This window comes from Plantibacter sp. MCCC 1A11337 (genome assembly GCF_013349365.1).
GTDB classification, from domain to species: Bacteria; Actinomycetota; Actinomycetes; order Actinomycetales; family Microbacteriaceae; genus Plantibacter; species Plantibacter flavus_A.
Map to the genome: position 1 here is coordinate 558963 of NZ_JABJWX010000003.1, position 16710 is coordinate 575672.

The window sequence follows — 16710 nt, forward strand, 5'->3', positions numbered from 1 at the left end:
AGTAGGGCGAAAATCCAGGCCGCCTGCGTGGCTTGGTAACGCAGCTGCCAAGATGGGAGGATTAGTTACCAGCCTGACCAGCGGGCTTCCAGCACACGCGGACGGTGAACGTGGCCTCACCCGAAGCCTTAGTGACCATCGGGAGGCCCACCTCGCCGGACAATGACACGCCGAACTCCAACTCGACTTCATCAGGGGCCAGGGCGCCGAGACCAGCTTGCATCGACTCGAGCACATCCCGGCTCGCCTTAGCTATGACGCCACCGACATCGGCGAGGCTGCGTGCAACGTTCTCCGCCGTATCTGTGACTCCACGCAGCGGGCTGGCCTCGCTGGGCTCGACCTCTACTGCAAACCACGGCTTGCCCTGTTCATCAAGAATGATCCGCGTCATACCATCCCCCTGGATCCTCGCGTGAAAGTGCGCCTGTTCAGTATGCCCGACGATGCGCTTGCGGCCACCTCGCTCCTCAAACTCTGGCTTCAGGGAGCGGGCTCGCGGTGGTACTCATCCAGGGACAGGAGCATGTGCAGCATCTGCCGGCTCGTCCGTGCCACCTGAGCGACTGCGTCTGGGCCTTGCGGCTGCGCAGGAGCTCGACGGAGAGGAACTAAATGAGGAACCGGACGAGTAGATTCCTGCCATAGGCTTCGACACATGATCGACTTCGAGGCTGCAACCGACGTTGCTCGCCGCGTGCTCGACTTGGCACTATCGATCCCAGGGCGCCTCACCGATCGATGCTCGTTTTCTTACGCAGCTTCCCCAGCGGGTCATGCGATTCGATGGCCTACGCCACCGGCGCGCTATGTTCATGGAGGAGGGTTAGGGTGATTGGTGGGTTGACACCCAAGACGACGGGGAGCGTTTGCATGTCTGGCTCGAATGCCGGGCGGAAGACGGTGACTCTGTCTTCTCGATCGACACGACCGCACATCAGTTCAACGGGATCGAGAAACCCTTCATTGGCCCTGGCGCAACCCCTCCGGGCCAACGCTTGGTTGAACCCATTGCTGTTCACCGCTTCTCGCCGCTGGCCACGCGACTGCGATGCTGCACTCCTTCAGCATGTACGGAACCACTGGTATTAGCTCGTGGTGATTCAATTGCGTCGGCGCAGGACGCCGAGGGGGAGCGTCGGGCCGGCGCTCGATGCCAGATATACCCGTGGGCGTCGCGGAGCGGATCTTCGGAGGACGACGTGATCCACTCGGACGATGGCGGCAGCCCCGGTGGTCTGAATGCTGCAGCGTTACCTGGGATCTCTGCCAGTGAAATGCCGTTGAGATCCTCACCACCGTTCAACGATGCACTGCCGGACAAGTTAGTCAACGGGCAGCTGTGGCACTACACGGCAGCCAGAGGTGCCCTCGGAATCCTCGAGCACCGCTCGTTGCGACTTGGCCCGGTGCAAATGATGAACGACGAAGGCGAACTCGACTACGGTCTCACCTTGCTCGGTAACCGCCTTCAGCAACGCAAACCGGAGATCGTTGCCCGGTGTCCTGCCGTTGAAGCCGAAGTCGAGTCCATCTACCGTTTCGCTCGAAACGGCTATGTGCAGCACCTCTACGTCGGCTGTGCCTCGATCGAGCCTGAATCTCTCAGCCAGATCCGCGGCTACGGTGAGTACATTCTCGGAATCAACGCTGAGGTAAAGCTGCAGCTCTGTGTCCCAGAGCAGAACGTCGACCACGATCGGACGAGACCAGACCCATATTTCACCCGAGGCGTTTTTGTTTCAGAATGGCGGCCGGTCGTCTATGGCGATATTAAAGCGCGAGAGTTGATCGACAGGGTCATCGATTCGGTCGTCGCTGCAACCTGTTCGGATTTGGAACGCGAACAGGAATTCGGCAGGAGGAGCTCGCTGGCGGATGCAGCGCGAATGATCGCTGCAACTCAGTTCGTCGCGTGTGCTGCCTTCCTGAAGCACCCTGCATTCGAAAGCGAGCACGAAGTCAGGGTTCTCGCCAGTGTGCCGATCGGTAGCAGAGTCGTAGCCCTCCGTCCTGGAAAGTATGGAATCACCCCCTACGTGACGGTGGAGGCGGTTTCACGGGAGCGTCGCGATTCTCTTGAGGAGATGTCTTTCATCAACGCCGTGAAACTCGGCCCAGGCGATACGGACTCCACCACTGCGCTGTTTGGGCTCGAACGGGCGTTGGAACACCTGGGATACCAGCTACATCCAACTCTCGTGGCCATACCTTTTCGTCCTCGCTGACGCCCGAACATGCTTGCGTCCTGCGGTCCTACGCGTCGACACTTGCCCAGGGAGACCTGGCAAGACAACACCCCCCCCATGAATGGAGTTTCCTGATGACACCAACTGAGCGCTTCTATAGCGATCGCAAAAACGGGCCCAGGGCCAGATCGCACAAGGAGCTACCGGAGGCGACATCGAACGCGCTCCAATCGCTCGTTCGTCAGCGGCTGCAGTCCAATTGGCTTGCGCAGGAGTTCCCGTCGCACTGTCCCGACGGTAACGCTGTCGTGGACACGAACCAATATGCCCTTGCAGCGGAACTGGCGGGACTCTTCGCGGGGGTTGAATGGCCGCTCTGGCAGGAGACCCCTAGCGAGGACACTCTGTTCGATGTCATCGAGTACGTTGGCCGACGCGTTTCTAAACCCATCGAGGGCGGTTGGCACGAATACATGAAACACTTCGAGCTCAGCTTTGACAAAAAAGCTGGCCAAGCGGAGTATCGATCCGCCATCAACCTGCTCCTTTCTCGAGGTGGCACAGTGTTTGAGCTGACCTCGCAAATGATCGTGCAGCGGGTGGGGTCACCGGAAACGCACACAGCGCTGCGAGCACTGAGACCAAATACCGGCGACACCACCCTCGACTCGCTGATTGAGGAGGGCCGGACGAAATATCTGTCCCGCCATTCTGCCGACCGCGCGACAGCGATCGAGAAGCTGTGGGACGGGTTCGAGCGTCTGAAAACGATCGACGTCCCAGGCGACAAGAAGACCAGTGTGCAAGTGCTACTTGCTCATATAGTTGACCTACCGTTCCGAGCAGTCATTGAGGCGGAGATGCAGGACCTCACGAAGCTCGGCAACAGTTTCCAGATTCGCCACCACGAAACTGGGAAGTCACCGATCCCGCCCAGCGCTCAGGATTACGTGATGGGGCGCATGGCCAACTTGCTGATCTATCTCCTTGATCAGAGCGGTCGCCTCCTGGCGCCCGGTGTGTGAGCGCAAGATCGAGCAGCCGATCTGAAAGGGGTACAACGGGGAGGGCACGGTGTGGCGTATTGTCGGGCGAATCAAGGCGCGTTCTTCGCGGCGGAGCGTGAACTCGGTGTGGTGGGGGCGCCGCAGGCGAACGCGGCTGGCGGGGTCGAGCGGTCTTTCAGTGCGCTCGACGAGCTCGCAGTCGGTGATGCGGTGTTCAGCTACATGGAGCCGACGGCCGTCGCTCTTAGCCGGCTGCTCGCGAGGGCTGCGGTCTGGTGAGGCAGAGATGGCTCGCCGGGTTGGATCTTCTTGGCGCAGTAGAAGACACAGCGCGTTCCACCTGCCGCGCGGCCTGGTGATGACGAAGAGTGACAGTTCGACGAGGTCGACCGCGAACTCGTATCTCAGCTCACGGCGTACGAAGGATCTGTCGCCCCGATGGTCCGCCAATTGACCACGACGTTTCCAGGTCGTAGCGATGAGGTCTCAGGCGATGGGATCTTTAAGGCCGTGAGGCGCGAGTCGATCGCGAAGTTTGGGCCCCGTGCGGACAAAATCACCAGCGAGGCGACGATGTGGACCAACGCTGAGCGTCCCTGACGCCGCAGTGACACAACGATCAGCGCTTTGGCGGGTCAGTCCGTTGCGCGCTGAACAATTCCCGTAGCGAACCAGCTGACGAGCGTTGAAGCGAGTTGGACGTGCCCCAAGGCCACTGCGGGATCGGGGGCAGGGCCGCCGTGTCGGTCGCGTTGCGCGAACACCAGGGTCTCAAGCATGCCAATCAGAACGAGCCGATGGTCAGGGTGCCCGTCATCGCGAGTCTCGAAAACCAACGTCCACGACGAGGCGTCCTTGATGGCGCTGACGATCTTACTGAGACGCGGGCGGCGGTCCTTCGGAGTTACAACGGCACCTGCGGCGGCCTCGACGGCCCGAATGGCCTCCGTCATAGCCTTACTTGGATCGGGATCGAGTGCGGTCGCTGTCGCCCAAGCGGCGGTCAGGTGATGACCTGCGGTCTCCCCGGCGCTTGCGGCCGCTTCGGATGCGATCTCCTCTACCCCGTCGGGAAGTCGACGACCAATGCGGAATGAGCGCTCATCATTCACGACTGCAACACTCGATGCTGCCAGATCGAGGTAATCGGCTACCTGCGCGATCTGCGCTGGCGCACGGTACATCGTGTCTCGCTCGTGGTCGCTCACTAGAAGATCGATCACTTGAACGACGAAGCGGTCGCCTCGCTCGAAGATGGCGTTCACGAGGAGCTCGGTATGAACTGAGCCCGGTTCGAACGAGAACCTTGCCTGCAGCGACGTCTCGATGTAGCTGCGAAGTGGGCTAGAAGTCTGTTGATACCCAGTATTCAGTTGGGTTTCGAGCCAACTTTGGATCGCAGGTCGAACATGATCAGGCAGCATTTCGCGCGCTGTCAAACGTGTTGCGTATTCCTCGTCACTGGCGTCCCAAGGTCGCCAGACTTCCGCGTGTTCCATGCCCACACACTAATGCCGAACTGTGACATGGCTCCCGGCTGCAAACCTCTATCCGATCCAGGCGTAGAACTACTTCGAATCACCACGAGCCCGCCTATATCCGCAGCGCTCTCCCGACGAGCGCAGTAGCTTTTGCGGCGCTGCGGTTGCGACGGCGGGTGTTGGCCACGATGGCGAGCTTCCCAAGTAGAAGGTGACAGCAACGCGGGGGCAACCTGACAGAGTTCAGCGAACTCAGGTATGAAAATTCCCTGATCGGCGGGCTACCGCGGATCGCCACGGACCCCATCGCCCTCACTCGTAATGAGAAGGTCAAGGGTTCGATTCCCTTGGGCGGCTCCATCAGCATCACCCGGCCGTTGCCCTGGATACCCCAGGTCAGCGGCTGTTCTGGTTTTCGGGAGGCTCCTCGTCCGCCGCCGAATCCGGTGCGGAGACAGCCGTAGGATGAGCTGATGGGTGCACTCGCCAGAGCCACGAACGCACAGATCGATGCCGTCAGCGAAGCCTTCGCGTTGGTGTCATGGCCGCTGGGTCGCGACGATTTCAAGGCGCTCGCGGAGCGTCTCGGGTGGCAGCTCAAACTGGAGACGTCGAGCGGTGTGCAGCACCGTTCCGGGTACCCCGTCAACCTGCCGACCGTTCGCTCGCTCGTCGCAGATGAAGCGATTGCCCAGGTCGTGATCGCGGTCTCCGACAAGAGCGACGACCCCGGCGCGCTGCGGAGTGCCGCTCAGGAGTTGCAGTCGGCGCTGAGCGCGCACCTCGGTCAGTCCTCCGGCGCCCAGGCCGGCGACCCGTACTGGGAACTGGCGAACGGCGGCAGGATCTGGCTGAAGACGGTTCCCAAGAAGGTGCTGCTCGTCGTCGAGGGGCAGCGGTTCGCCGACGTGGAGCGGAGCGAGGAACGCCTGGGCATCGATCCCGGCCGCATGCCCGGCACTGATGGTTACCTCGACTGATCCCGTCTGGTCGATTGAGACACCTCGTCGGCGGTGTCAGCCGGCCGAGCGGTTCCGGCGGGCCAGCGGGAGGCGGACGATGAAGGTCGTTCCGGGGTCTCCGGTGGCGAAGGCCTCGATCGTGCCGCGGTGCGCGTGCGCGATGGATCTGGCGATGGTGAGCCCGAGGCCCGAGCCGCGGATCGTCTCCTCGCGCACGTTGCCGGCTCGGTGGAACCGTTCGAAGACCCGGGTGAGTTCGTCCGCCGGGATGCCGATCCCCGTGTCGGTGACGCGGATGATCGCATCCACGCCGTCCGAGCGCACGCTCAGGAAGATCTCGCCGGCGCGGGTGTAGGTCACCGCGTTGTCGAGCATGATCGCGAGCAACTCCCGGAGACGTGCTCGATCGCCGACGAACTGCAGCGTCGGCACGGCAGCGGTGCGCAGCTCCACGCCGTCGGGCAGGCCGAGCCGTCGTCGCTCGTCGGCCGCCTCCAGCACGATCGCGCTGAGGTCGACGGGTTCGTCGGTGATCTCCAGGTGGGGTGCGCTCGCTGCGAGGAACTGTTCAGCCAGACGCCCGAGATGATCGGCGCTCCGGCGGATGACGGCGAGCTGGGCCTGCACCCGGGGTGCGACGTCCGCGTCGTCGTCGAGCATGTCGAGGTACCCGAGGATGCTCGTGAGCGGTGTCCGGAGTTCGTGGCTCAGGCTCGTCAGTGACTCGGTGCGCATCCGGACGGCCTCGGTGAGCTCGGTCACGTCCTGCGCGACCAGGAGCGTCCCGTTCGGCCTGCCGTCCGCGTCGCTGACCGTTCGACCGTTCGCGACGAGGGCTCGTTGCTTGCCGGGAGGCCCCACCCAGTAGAGGAAGTCTCGGACGTCCTGTCCATCGAGGACGCGCAGGACCGGTTGGGCCTCCACCGCCAATGGGGTGACACCGTCCGCCGCCCAGATGAGACGGGCGCCTCCGGTCGACGCGTCGTAGCCGGACAGCGTCGCGAGTTCCACCGCGAGTCGGTTGTTGAGGATCTCGTCGCCGTGTTCGTCGAAGAAGACCAGTCCGACGTTGACCTCGTCGGCCACGGAGCGGAGCATCACGGCCAGCCGGTTCTGCTGCTCCAGGGCTTCGACTTTCGCCTGGCCCTCGGCCCGCACGCTCGCCTGAGCGCGTTCGAACCGTTGCGACTGCAGGCCGACGGCGAGGATGACCAGCACCAGCAACGTGGTGAGCGCGATGAGCTCGCTCAGGTCCTGCGTGCTCACGGGCCCCTCGCCGTACAGCAGGCTGGGCAGCCAGATGACGAGCACGCTCCCGACGAGAGCGAGGACGACGCCGAGGCGTCCGAAGCTGTAGGACAGCCAGAGCACGGGGAAGGCGAGCAGTACGATCGAGGCGCCGAGGACGGGGGACACCGCGTGGTTCACGAGTCCGACGACGGCGAGGTCTGCGCTGACCAGGGTGAGCGCCCACGGGCGCGCGATCCGTTCCCACGGAAGGATGAGCGTCGCGACGAGCGCGAGTCCCATGACGGCCCAGGCCAGTTGGAGCTCGGTGATCCGGAGGACGGTTGGACTGGTGATGCCGACGATCGCCGTGACGATCCCGACCCCCAGCGCCAGCGGCCCCTGACTCCGGCTCAGCAGGCCGAGCCGCGGGTGGCGCTCCGTGCCTTCGATCCAACGTGGCATCGGGCCTCCCAGGTGTTCCGCCCGGTGTCGGGCCAATTCACTGTATCGCCGTCGCGACCGATGGGCGGCGCCCTCGATCCATCTCATCCGAGCGGCGGTGGACGACGCGGATGTGCAGGCCGTCGATGAGGACGATGACACGGGTTCGTGCGAGGGGTTCGACCGAGGCCGACATGTCCAGCCACCTCCGATCGGGCGGTCCTGGAACGGCTGTGCCGCGGTGCCGGAGCGATACGATCAGCTCACCGATCGCGTCGAGGGAGCCACGATGACTGAACGTACAACCGGACCGGTGTCCGAGGTCCGCTCGAAGACACTCGAGTACCGCGCGCCCGAACGGGACGCGAAGGCGGTGTTCTCGCGCTCCGGGATCGAGCAGCTGCGGGCCATGGCAGCGGGGGAGGCCGCCGACCCGCCGATCAGCAGTCATGTCGGACTCCGGGTGGCGAGCGTCGAGGAGGGCGACGTCGTCATGACGGCGGAGCCGGACGAGTCGCACTACAACCCCATCGGCTCAGTGCACGGCGGCTTCTTCGCCACCGTCCTCGACTCCGTCTGCGGTTGTGCGGTGCACTCCACGCTCCCAGCGGGCGTCGGCTACACGACGCTGGAGTTGAAGGTGTCCTTCCTGCGACCGGTGACGGCCGAGACCGGCACCGTGACGGCGCACGGCTGGGTGACGAAGGGCGGTCGCAACGCCGCCTTCGTGGAGGCCGACCTCCGTGACGCCGACGGACGGGTCCTCGCGACCGCGTCGAGCACCTGCCTCATCGTGCGGCCCGACTCCGGTCGCTAGACGCACACCCGCCTACACTCGTCCGCATGGGCTTCTTCCGACGCAAACGCCAGCAGCCACCGACGCCGCCCGCCGCGCCCGATCCCGCGGCGGCCGTCCCAGCCGATCTCGACGACCTCGACGAGCGGGGATGGGACGCCGTCACGCAGGCGGTCTCGCAGCACTACCCCGGGGCCCGTGAGTTCCACGTCGCCTACTCGCCCGGCCTGCACTTCGGGTCCGCCCTGCAAGGGTGTTCGGCACTCCCCGGGCCAGACCACTGGTTCTACGTCACCTACGGGCTCACGGAGCTGTGGGGCAAGGACTCCGACGATCCGACGACCAGTGGCTTCGGCTACGAGCTCACGATGCGCGTGCGCCGGTCACCGACCGACGAGACCCCGCCTGAATGGCCGTACCGTGCGCTCGTCGTGCTGGCGCAGTACGTGCGCAGCGGACCGCAGGAGCTGTGGTTGGGGGATCGCATCCGACTCGCGAACGGCGTGACCGACGACCCCGACGGCGCCCTCACGACGCTCGCCGTCAGACTCGACCCGGTGGTCGAACCCATCGAGACGCCGAACGGCCGGGTCGCCTTCTGGCAGGCCGTCGCGCTGACCGACACCGATGTCGAGGAAGCGAAGCGGTCGACGACGGACGAGGTGCTGGAGCGTCTTGCAACGGACAACCCGCTCTTAATCACCGACCCGGAGCGCCGCCGAGTCGTCAGGCGAACCGCGTCGGTCGAACCGCGTCGGGCGCGATCGCTCGTCGTCCACGACGGTGAGGGCGAGTTCGCAGAACATCGACTCGGCCCAGGAGAACCAGGGGCGTGAGAAGACGGCGGGATCATCGACGTCGATGCTCTCGTGCACGCGGCCCGTTCCGGCATCCGTGTCGGCGATCATTCGCAGCAGACGGCGACGGTCGGCCGGGGTGCCCACCAGTCCTTCGACGGCGAGTGCGATGGGCCAGACCCGCCGATCACGGGTGTGCGGACTGCCGACGCCGCGCAACACCGAGCCCTCGAACCAGTACGGGTTCGCCGGACTCAGTACGACGTCGCGCGTGGCCGCCCAGACGGCCGGATCGAGGACGGTCGGTGCGATCAGGGGGAGCGAGAGCAACGACGGCGTGTTCGCGTCGTCCATGATGAGGCTGCCCCCGAGCCCGTCGACCTCGTACGCGTAGATCGGGACGCCACCCGGACCGGGCACGACCCCGTGCGCGTGGACGCCCGCGACGAGCTCGGCGGAGAGGGCGCGGGCGTCGTCGGCCAGGGTGGCATCGTCGAGCACCTCGGCCGCGATCTCGGCGAGCGCGAGCAGTGCTTCCGCGGCGAACAGGTTGGCCGGGATGTTGTACCCGTAGGTGCAGGCGTCGTCGGACGGGCGGAAGGCACTCCAGGTCATGCCGGTCTCCGCGACGGGGGAACCGCGGCCACCACGGGACAGCGTCTCCGTGGGGATGGTGGTCGTCCGCTCGAACCGGTACGGGGAGGTGTCGTGCTGCTGCTCGGCGCGAAGCTGATCGACGACCGTCCGCAGGACCTCGGGTGCCGGGGCGTCGAGGAGGAATCCGGTCCGTCCCGTCTTGCGCCACAGCGCGTGAGCGAGGGTGACCGGGTAGGCGAGACTGTCGACCTCGTACTTCTGCTCCCAGACCGCCGGATCCTCGCACACGTCCTCGGGGTCGTAGTGGGCGCCGGTCGGTCCGTCGTTGAACGCGTTCGCGTACGGGTCGTGGGCGATGAACCCGAACTGCCGTCGGATCACCTGCTCCACGAGGTCGGCCAATTGCCCGCTCTGCTCGACGAACCGCAGATACGGGGTGAGCTGGGTCGTCGAGTCGCGGAGCCACATCGCCGGGATGTCGCCCGTGATGACGAACACCCGTCCCGCCGGATCGACGCCGACGGTCTCGGTGAGCGTGGCGAGCAGCGCCCGGCCGACCAGGTCGCCGATGCGGCCGTCGGTGACCCGTCCCACCTCCTCGGCGGCGTCAGCGAGGAGCTCACGGGTGCGGGCGTCCGGGGTGAAGGGGGTCAGTGTCCCCATCCGGTGTCTCCTTCCTCATCGGTGATCCGCACGACGAGGGCGTCGGACGGAGGGTCGTGGCTCGGGGCCGTCCAGGCGACCACCTCCGCGGGAGCGGGTACCGGACGACCATCCGCCCAGGAGCCGAGTCCATCGAGACCGAGGGTGAACGCGACCGCGGCCGTCGACCGGGCAGCGACCTCGACCCGTTCGACCGCGAGCACACTGCGCCGGCGCGGACGGAGGCCGAGCTCATGGCGGCGGCCGTAGAGCGGCACCGGCAGGGAGACCGTCCGATCGGTGTCGTTGACGAGGTCGGCGGTCAGCGTGACCGTGCCTCCCTCGCGCAGCGCCTCCGCGGTGAGCGTCGCTTCGACGGGACGCAGCCGGACCGACACGGCGCAGGCGCCACTGCCGAACAGTCCGCCCACGGGATGGCGGGCGTCGACGTAGCCGCGGGCCGTCTCTCGACGCTCGTCGTGCGCGACGGGCCACACGCCGTCGGCCGAGGGGAAGGTCGCCGGGAGCAACCCGCCACCGACCCCGGTCGCGAGGACGTCGACGATCGCCGCACCACCGTTCGGGCCGGGGAACGGGGCGACGATCAGTGCGTCGGCCAGCGCGACGAGTGGCTCGAGCGGGCGCGGGCGGCCGTCGATCAGCACGGCGATCACGACGGGGACGGCTGCCCGAGCGGCTCGGAGGAGGTCGAGTTGCGACTCGGGTAGGGCGAGGCGCGCGAGGTCGACACCCTCGCCGTTGGTGGTGTCGGGAGCGGGGCCGTCGACGGCGCCGTTGTCGGCGAACTCGTCGTCGTAGCGTCGTCGACTCGTCCCACCCAACACGACGACCGCGGCGTCCGCCCCGGACAGCGCCGCGTCCACCTGTTCCGCGGCGTCACCGGGAAGGCGGGAACGGTGCGAGGCGCCCTGCGCGTATCGCACGTGGCCCGTACCGTGCCGTGCCTCGAGTGCGGATCGCACGGTGGAGGCCTGCGGGTCGTCGTCCGGCCGCGGCGGCGTGTAGTCACCGAGCTGGGCTTCGAGATCGTCGGCGTTCGGGCCGATCACGGCGACGACCGCGGATGCGGAGAGCGGGAGGACGCCATCGTCCTGCACGAGGACGCAGGACTGCGCCGCCGCGCGGTGCGCGAGATCGAGGAACTCCCTCGGAGGGCGACCTTCGGCCGGACCTGCGACGGCGTGTTCCGGCTGCGCTTCCTCGAGCAGGCCGACACGCCGCTTCAGCGCGAGGACCCGGTCGGCGGCGCGGGTCACGAGCGCCTGATCGAGGAGTCCGCGTTCGATCGCCTCCTCCACGTGCGTGAAGGCCTCGTCCCACAGGCTCAGATCGACCCCCGCTGTGATGGCGAGTGCCGCGGCGCTCGCCGGATCGGGCGTACTGTCGCGCAACCGGTCCACCGCCGTGCCGTCGGCCATGACGATGCCCTCCCATCCCCAGTCCTCGCGGAGGACCCCGGTGAGGAGGTCCGCGTTGGCACTGCACGGGACACCGTCGATGTCGTTGTACGCCGCCATGAACCCGGACACGCCGGCCCGAGCAGCGACGTACGCCGGCCGCAGATGGATCTCACCGAGCTCGCGGCGTCCGATCGGAGCACCGGATCCGTTCCGGCCGCCGATGCCGGCACCCTGCCCGGCGAGGTGCTTCGCGACCACGGCGATGCGGTCGTGGGCGAGCCGCCCGTGCGGGTTCCGCCCCTGCATGCCCCGCACGGTCGCCTCCACGAGCAGCGCCGCCAGCGCCGGATCCTCGCTGAAGCACTCCTCCGCACGACCCCAGCGCGGATCCCGCAGCACGTCGAGCCCGGAGACGAGCGCCACGTGCGTGCCTCGCGCCCGGGCCTCGGCGGCCACCTCGGCGCCGAGGCCTTCGACGAGGTCGACGTCCATCCCGGCACCGAGTGCGAGGTTCACCGGGAGTGTGGTGCCGCCGAGCGCCATGAGGCCGTGCGGGACCTCCTCGACGAAGAGCGTCGGGAGGCCGGACCCGCGGGTTCGTACGACCTCCTGCACCGCCGCGTAGGCCTCGGCGCTCCGTTCGGGTGGGACGCCGTTCTCCCAGCGCACCTGCGACCACGGGTCGGCGCGCAGGACGCCGTAGATCGCGCCGATCCCACCCCACCGGTCGACCTCGCGCCGGAGCACGTCGGTGACGCGCGGGGCGCCGTTGACCCATTCGACGGCCTCCCACCCCTTGAGACGCTGGTTGATCTGGCCGATCCGCTCGCGCAGGCTCAGCTCGGCCGACGACCGCGTCATCCCTTGACCGCTCCCGACACCAGCGCCTTCTGCATCTGCTTCTGGAGGACCGTGTAGACGAGGTAGACCGGAAGCAGGGTGAGCAGGGTTCCGGCCATGAGGACACCGTAGTCGGTGCCGGCGTCGACCTTGAGCGTCGGCAACGCGACCTGGATCGTGCGTTGGGCGGTGTCGGGGCCGATGAGGATCAGCGGATAGAGGTAGGCGTTCCAGAACGACAGGAAGTTCAGCAGGAGCACCGTGGCGATGCCGGGGATGCAGATCGGGAGGTACACCTGACGCAGGACCTGCAGGGTGGATGCGCCGTCCATGGACGCGGCCTCCTCGAGTTCGCGCGGGATGGTCCGCATGAACGCGGTGAGGATCACGATCGACAGCGGGAGCGCGGTGGCCGGGAGCAGCAGCACGACGAAGGTGCGGGTGTGGAACAGCCCGACGGCGGCGGCGAGGAGGAACGTCGGGAACAACGCCGCGAAGGCGGGGATCAGGAAGCCGAGGTTGAAGACGTTCTCGATGACCTTCCCGAGCCGGCCCTGCGCCCGTGCGAGCGCGAACGCCGCGGGGAGGGCGAGCAGCAGGGTGAGCACGAGCGCACTGATCGTGGTGAGCGCCGAGTTCGCGATCGCGAGCCCGAGGTCCGCCTGCCGGAACGCGGTGGCGAAGTTCGAGAGGTCCCACGACGTCGGCAGCGCCAGCGGCGACTCGAAGATCTCCTCGTTCGTCTTGAAGGACGACGAGATGAAGTAGTAGAAGGGGATGAGCAGGATCGCCGCGTACAGCCAGGCGAGGGTGCCGCTCGTGAGGGACCCCAACCGATCACGGAGGGGGAGGACGGTGCGTGATGCCATGAGAGTCTCCTTGATCCGATCAGTGGGTGGCGCGCAGGGTCCGGCGGATCAGCCACATGCCGAGCAGCCCGAGGACGAACAGGACCACACCGACCGCCTGGCTGTAGCCGAGGTCCGTCTCGACGAACGCCTTGCTGTAGATGAGGTACGACAGCGTCATGGTCGAGGTGCCCGGACCGCCCTGGGTGAGGAGGAGGACCGTCTGCGCCGAGTTGAACAGCAGCGACAGGAACTGGAGCATGGTGACCACGCCGATGAAGTCGCGGGCGATGGGCCAGTACATGCGCCAGGCGATGCGCCAGTCGGAGGCGCCGTCCACGCGGGCCGCCTGCACGATCTCCGTGTCGACGCCGTCGAGACGGGCGGCGATGAGCACGGCCGAGTAGCCGATGCCGCTCCACAGCTCCACGGCGATGATGGCGCCGAGCGCGGTCGACGGGTCGGCCAGCCAGGCGTTGCCCGCCAGGCCGAGCGGCGCGAGCAGGCCGTTGACGAGTCCGTCCGGGTTGAGCATGGCGTAGAACACCATGGCGGTCGCCGGCGCCGAGATCAGCGCAGGGATGAACAGGATGTACCGCAGGACGCGGTGCCCACGGGGCTTCTGCACGACGTAGAAGGCGAGGAGGAAGGCCAGCACGATCATGATCGGGAGTCCGACGACGATCTGGACGGCGGAGTTGCCGAGGGCGGCCCAGAAAGTGGCGTCCGCGAAGACGACGCTGAAGTTGTCCAGGCCCGCGAACGACGGGGTCTCGAGCATCCCCGGCCAGCGTAGGAAGGCGATCACGAAGATCGCGACGACCGGCCCGATCATGAAGACCGCGTACCAGATGAGCGCCGGGAGGGCGAGGCCGGGGAAGCGCTCCCGGAGCGGAGAGCGACGCGGACGAGCGCCAGGTGGTCGGGCGGAGACGGGTCGTCCCGTCGTGGGGCTGACTTCGAGCACGGTCATGATGTCCTTTCGGGCCCTCAGGCCGCGTCGTAGGCCTGCTCGAACCGGTCGATGATCTGGTCGGCGCTCGCGGAGCCGTAGGCCATCGCGGTCACCCGGATCATCGGTTCGAAGACCGCATCGGGGATGAGCAGATCGGGCAGCATGACCGGGGTCACCTGGTCGGTGGTGAGCTGCGAGGCCTGCGCGACGAGGGGGAAGTCGGTGCTCACGACGTCCGTGATCCGGTTCATGTCGCGACCGGAGCCGAGGATGAACTCGCTCGTGACCTCGGGGGAGTAGAGGTTCTGGATGAAGGGCTTCAGCAGCTCGAGCTTCTCCGCGCCGTTCGCGCTGATCCAGATGCCGTGTCCGTTGTAGCTCTGGATGACGGTCGGATGGTCGACGACGCCTCCCTGCGAGGGTGTCGGCCACCCGCCGACGGTCACCTCGGCCGCACGCTCCGCGGGGACGAGGGCGAGGGCGGACGACATCGCCGGCACGATCGCGGCCTTCCGCGTGTTGAACTGCGTGAGTTCCGAGTCGGAGGTGTACCCCTGCACGTTGTCGACGAACACCCCGGCATCCCGCAGTTCGACGAAGTGCTCGACGCCGGCGACGGCTCCGGGGAACTCGGAGAGCTTGCCGGTGGAGAACGCGCGGGTGGCGTCGTCCTTCGCGAGGAAGCCCTGCAGGATCTGGAGGAACAGTTTCTGGCCGCTCCAGTCCGATCCCCCGACGGTGACCGGACCGATGCCCTTCGACCGGAGGGCGTCGGCGACGAGGATGAGTTCGTCGGACGTGGTCGGCAACTCGACGCCCGCCTCCGCGAGCAGGCCGGTGTTGAACGACACCGGCCAGTTGGTCCGGGTGAAGGGGAACGCGCGGAGGTGTCCGTCCTCGTCGGTCCACTCCTCGAGGGCCTCCGGGATGATCTTGTCGCGGAGGCCCCAGTCGTCCAGCAGATCCTCCACCGGGATCGTGGCGCCGAGCCGGGTCCAGGAGAGCGTGCGCCCCTGCAGGTTCACCATGGCGATGTCCGCCTCCTTGCCCGCGAGCGAGCTCGTCTCGAAGACGATGGGGAGGTCGGAGCCGTTCTTCAAGAGGGCGACGGCGCGGTCGGTCGTGCGGGAGTAGGCGGCCACGACGTCGGAGAAGACCTGGGCTCCCGAGACGGCGCCGCTCAACTGCGTGTGCACCGAGATCGATCCGGGGATGCCGGACGCTGGAACGAGGGGGCCGCATCCCGTGAGCAGGGGGATCATCACGCCGCCCCCGATCACCGTGCCGAGGAACGTACGTCTGCTGATGCCATCGGTCATGAGACCTCCTGAGAGCTGCGGTGCGTCGGGATGGGACGTGATCGTGTTCTCCGCGTGGCGCTTGTGTAGCGGTACACATCAACGTGCGGTCAATGTATACCGCTTTACAAGATCCGGTCAAGCCCCTACTCTCGGACACGATGAACGACAAGAAACCGGCTCGCGCGACCATCGCCGCCGTCGCCGCCCGCGCGGGGGTCTCCCCGTCGGCGGTGTCGCACGTGTTCAACGGACGACCGAACGTGTCCACGGCCACGGCGGACCGCATCCGCCGCGCGGCCGACGAACTGCACTGGCGGCCGAACTACGCCAGTCGCAAGGTCAGCGGCCGCGGCGGGCGCAGTCTCGGCCTCGTCGTGACGCGTTCCGGCGACACGTTCGAGCGCGACCCCTTCTTCATGCGGCTGATCGCCGGTCTCACCGAGCCCCTCGCAGCCATCGGTTGGTCGTTGTCGCTCACGCTCGTGCGGGACACCGACGAGGAGCGTGTGTACCGCGAGTGGTGGAGCGAGCAGCGGGTGGACGCGTTCCTGCTCGTCGACGTCCGCGACGACGACCCCCGGATCCTGCAGGTGCGCGAGCTGGGGGCGCCGGCCGTCCTCCTCGGTGCGCCGGTGGACGATCTCGTGCCGGCCGTCACGGTGCACGACGATGCGGCCTACGAGGAGGTGCTGGAGCATCTCGCCGCCCTCGGTCACCGCGCGATCTCCCGCGTGAGCGATTCTCCGGGCCTCGTCCACTCCAGGGAACGAGACCGTCGCTTCGTGGAGGCTGCGGAACGTCGGGGTATGACGCCGACGGTGCTGCACTGGGAACCGTCCGCCGAGGATCCCGTCGCCGACGTGCTGCGGCGCTCCGGCCCGGCCACGGCACTGCTCGTCGACAGCGAGGCGATGGCCGCCGAGATCATCGCGCATGCGCCGGAACTGGGCGTCCGGGTCCCCGAGCAGCTCTCCGTCATCGCCTGGGAGGACTCGTGGGTGTCGACCCTCGTGCGTCCCCGCATCACCGCGCTCGACGCTCCCGTCGAGGAGAGCGCGAGGACGGCGGTGAAACTGCTCGAGCGGCTCGCGAACGGCGAGCGGGTCGCCTCGCAGACCGTCTCGGCGCGACGACTCATCGTGCGGGAATCCACCGCACGGGCGCAGGCTCCGGACCAGACCCCCATCGAGAAGGACGAGTGAC

Annotated in this window: 13 protein-coding genes and 1 pseudogene; 6 read left to right on the plus strand and 8 right to left on the minus strand. The window is 67.0% G+C overall.

Features of this window, described 5'->3' with window-relative positions; genetic code table 11:
• Positions 1-61: 61 nt before the first annotated feature.
• Entirely contained in the window at positions 62-394 is a 333-nt protein-coding gene (locus HOW07_RS14285; protein ID WP_175117565.1) for a CU044_2847 family protein, read from the minus strand.
• An 808-nt stretch (positions 395-1202) separates the two neighbouring features.
• Between HOW07_RS14285 and HOW07_RS14290 the strand changes: the two genes are divergently transcribed.
• The gene (locus tag HOW07_RS14290) at positions 1203-2228 is read left to right on the plus strand and encodes a hypothetical protein (RefSeq protein ID WP_175117566.1); all 1026 of its coding nucleotides are present in this window, start codon (positions 1203-1205) and stop codon (positions 2226-2228) included.
• Between the two features lie 95 nt (positions 2229-2323).
• Positions 2324-3214 (plus strand): hypothetical protein, encoded by an 891-nt coding sequence (locus tag HOW07_RS14295; RefSeq protein WP_175117567.1) that lies wholly within the window; start codon positions 2324-2326, stop codon positions 3212-3214.
• A gap of 617 nt (positions 3215-3831) precedes the next feature.
• On the opposite strand, the gene HOW07_RS14300 is transcribed toward HOW07_RS14295, so the two are convergent.
• Positions 3832-4695 (minus strand): hypothetical protein, encoded by an 864-nt coding sequence (locus HOW07_RS14300; RefSeq protein WP_175117568.1) that lies wholly within the window; start codon positions 4693-4695, stop codon positions 3832-3834.
• Between the two features lie 455 nt (positions 4696-5150).
• Between HOW07_RS14300 and HOW07_RS14305 the strand changes: the two genes are divergently transcribed.
• Positions 5151-5657 carry a DUF6301 family protein gene (locus tag HOW07_RS14305; protein ID WP_175117569.1) on the plus strand — a complete coding sequence of 169 codons (507 nt, stop codon included), beginning with the start codon at positions 5151-5153 and terminating at the stop codon, positions 5655-5657.
• Positions 5658-5693: 36 nt separating this feature from the next.
• Here HOW07_RS14305 and HOW07_RS14310 read toward each other — a convergent pair whose 3' ends face one another.
• Positions 5694-7331, minus strand: a complete 1638-nt coding sequence (locus HOW07_RS14310; protein WP_175117570.1) for an ATP-binding protein — start codon at positions 7329-7331, stop codon at positions 5694-5696.
• A gap of 268 nt (positions 7332-7599) precedes the next feature.
• Here HOW07_RS14310 and HOW07_RS14315 point away from each other — a divergent pair, with 268 nt between their 5' ends.
• Complete coding sequence (locus HOW07_RS14315) at positions 7600-8127, plus strand: PaaI family thioesterase (protein WP_175117571.1); 528 nt, start codon at positions 7600-7602, stop codon at positions 8125-8127.
• A 26-nt stretch (positions 8128-8153) separates the two neighbouring features.
• Positions 8154-8765 (plus strand): annotated as a pseudogene (locus HOW07_RS19520) (suppressor of fused domain protein); the annotation flags it as partial.
• 36 nt (positions 8766-8801) lie between these two features.
• Here HOW07_RS19520 and HOW07_RS14320 read toward each other — a convergent pair.
• Genes HOW07_RS14320 through HOW07_RS14340 form a run of 5 tightly spaced genes read right to left on the minus strand, consistent with a single transcriptional unit; the run spans position 8802 to position 15525 of the window.
• Entirely contained in the window at positions 8802-10163 is a 1362-nt protein-coding gene (locus tag HOW07_RS14320) for a glycoside hydrolase family 125 protein (RefSeq protein WP_175117572.1), read from the minus strand.
• Positions 10151-12424, minus strand: a complete 2274-nt coding sequence (locus HOW07_RS14325; RefSeq protein ID WP_175117573.1) for a glycoside hydrolase family 3 N-terminal domain-containing protein — start codon at positions 12422-12424, stop codon at positions 10151-10153. Before HOW07_RS14325 ends, HOW07_RS14320 begins: the two co-directional genes overlap by 13 nt.
• Positions 12421-13272, minus strand: a complete 852-nt coding sequence (locus tag HOW07_RS14330; protein ID WP_071259104.1) for a carbohydrate ABC transporter permease — start codon at positions 13270-13272, stop codon at positions 12421-12423. Before HOW07_RS14330 ends, HOW07_RS14325 begins: the two co-directional genes overlap by 4 nt.
• A gap of 19 nt (positions 13273-13291) precedes the next feature.
• On the minus strand, positions 13292-14224 hold the full coding sequence (locus tag HOW07_RS14335) for a carbohydrate ABC transporter permease (protein WP_175117574.1): 933 nt from the start codon (positions 14222-14224) through the stop codon (positions 13292-13294).
• Positions 14225-14241: 17 nt separating this feature from the next.
• Positions 14242-15525, minus strand: coding sequence for an ABC transporter substrate-binding protein (locus HOW07_RS14340; protein WP_121293982.1), 1284 nt, complete (start codon positions 15523-15525; stop codon positions 14242-14244).
• Between the two features lie 140 nt (positions 15526-15665).
• Here HOW07_RS14340 and HOW07_RS14345 point away from each other — a divergent pair, with 140 nt between their 5' ends.
• Positions 15666-16709 (plus strand): LacI family DNA-binding transcriptional regulator, encoded by a 1044-nt coding sequence (locus HOW07_RS14345; protein WP_175117575.1) that lies wholly within the window; start codon positions 15666-15668, stop codon positions 16707-16709.
• The last annotated feature ends 1 nt before the right edge of the window (position 16710 follow it).

What these genes read in the sequence shown, in the direction of transcription:
- HOW07_RS14305 (WP_175117569.1), top strand. Translation starts at nt 5,151, where the DNA reads ATGGGTGCACTCGCCAGAGCCACGAACGCACAGATCGATGCCGTCAGC.
- HOW07_RS14315 (WP_175117571.1), top strand. Translation starts at nt 7,600, where the DNA reads ATGACTGAACGTACAACCGGACCGGTGTCCGAGGTCCGCTCGAAGACA.
- HOW07_RS14310 (WP_175117570.1), bottom strand. Translation starts at nt 7,331, where the DNA reads ATGCCACGTTGGATCGAAGGCACGGAGCGCCACCCGCGGCTCGGCCTG.
- HOW07_RS14330 (WP_071259104.1), bottom strand. Translation starts at nt 13,272, where the DNA reads ATGGCATCACGCACCGTCCTCCCCCTCCGTGATCGGTTGGGGTCCCTC.
- HOW07_RS14335 (WP_175117574.1), bottom strand. Translation starts at nt 14,224, where the DNA reads ATGACCGTGCTCGAAGTCAGCCCCACGACGGGACGACCCGTCTCCGCC.
- HOW07_RS14325 (WP_175117573.1), bottom strand. Translation starts at nt 12,424, where the DNA reads ATGACGCGGTCGTCGGCCGAGCTGAGCCTGCGCGAGCGGATCGGCCAG.
- HOW07_RS14300 (WP_175117568.1), bottom strand. Translation starts at nt 4,695, where the DNA reads ATGGAACACGCGGAAGTCTGGCGACCTTGGGACGCCAGTGACGAGGAA.
- HOW07_RS14320 (WP_175117572.1), bottom strand. Translation starts at nt 10,163, where the DNA reads ATGGGGACACTGACCCCCTTCACCCCGGACGCCCGCACCCGTGAGCTC.
- HOW07_RS14285 (WP_175117565.1), bottom strand. Translation starts at nt 394, where the DNA reads ATGACGCGGATCATTCTTGATGAACAGGGCAAGCCGTGGTTTGCAGTA.
- HOW07_RS14340 (WP_121293982.1), bottom strand. Translation starts at nt 15,525, where the DNA reads ATGACCGATGGCATCAGCAGACGTACGTTCCTCGGCACGGTGATCGGG.
- HOW07_RS14295 (WP_175117567.1), top strand. Translation starts at nt 2,324, where the DNA reads ATGACACCAACTGAGCGCTTCTATAGCGATCGCAAAAACGGGCCCAGG.
- HOW07_RS14345 (WP_175117575.1), top strand. Translation starts at nt 15,666, where the DNA reads ATGAACGACAAGAAACCGGCTCGCGCGACCATCGCCGCCGTCGCCGCC.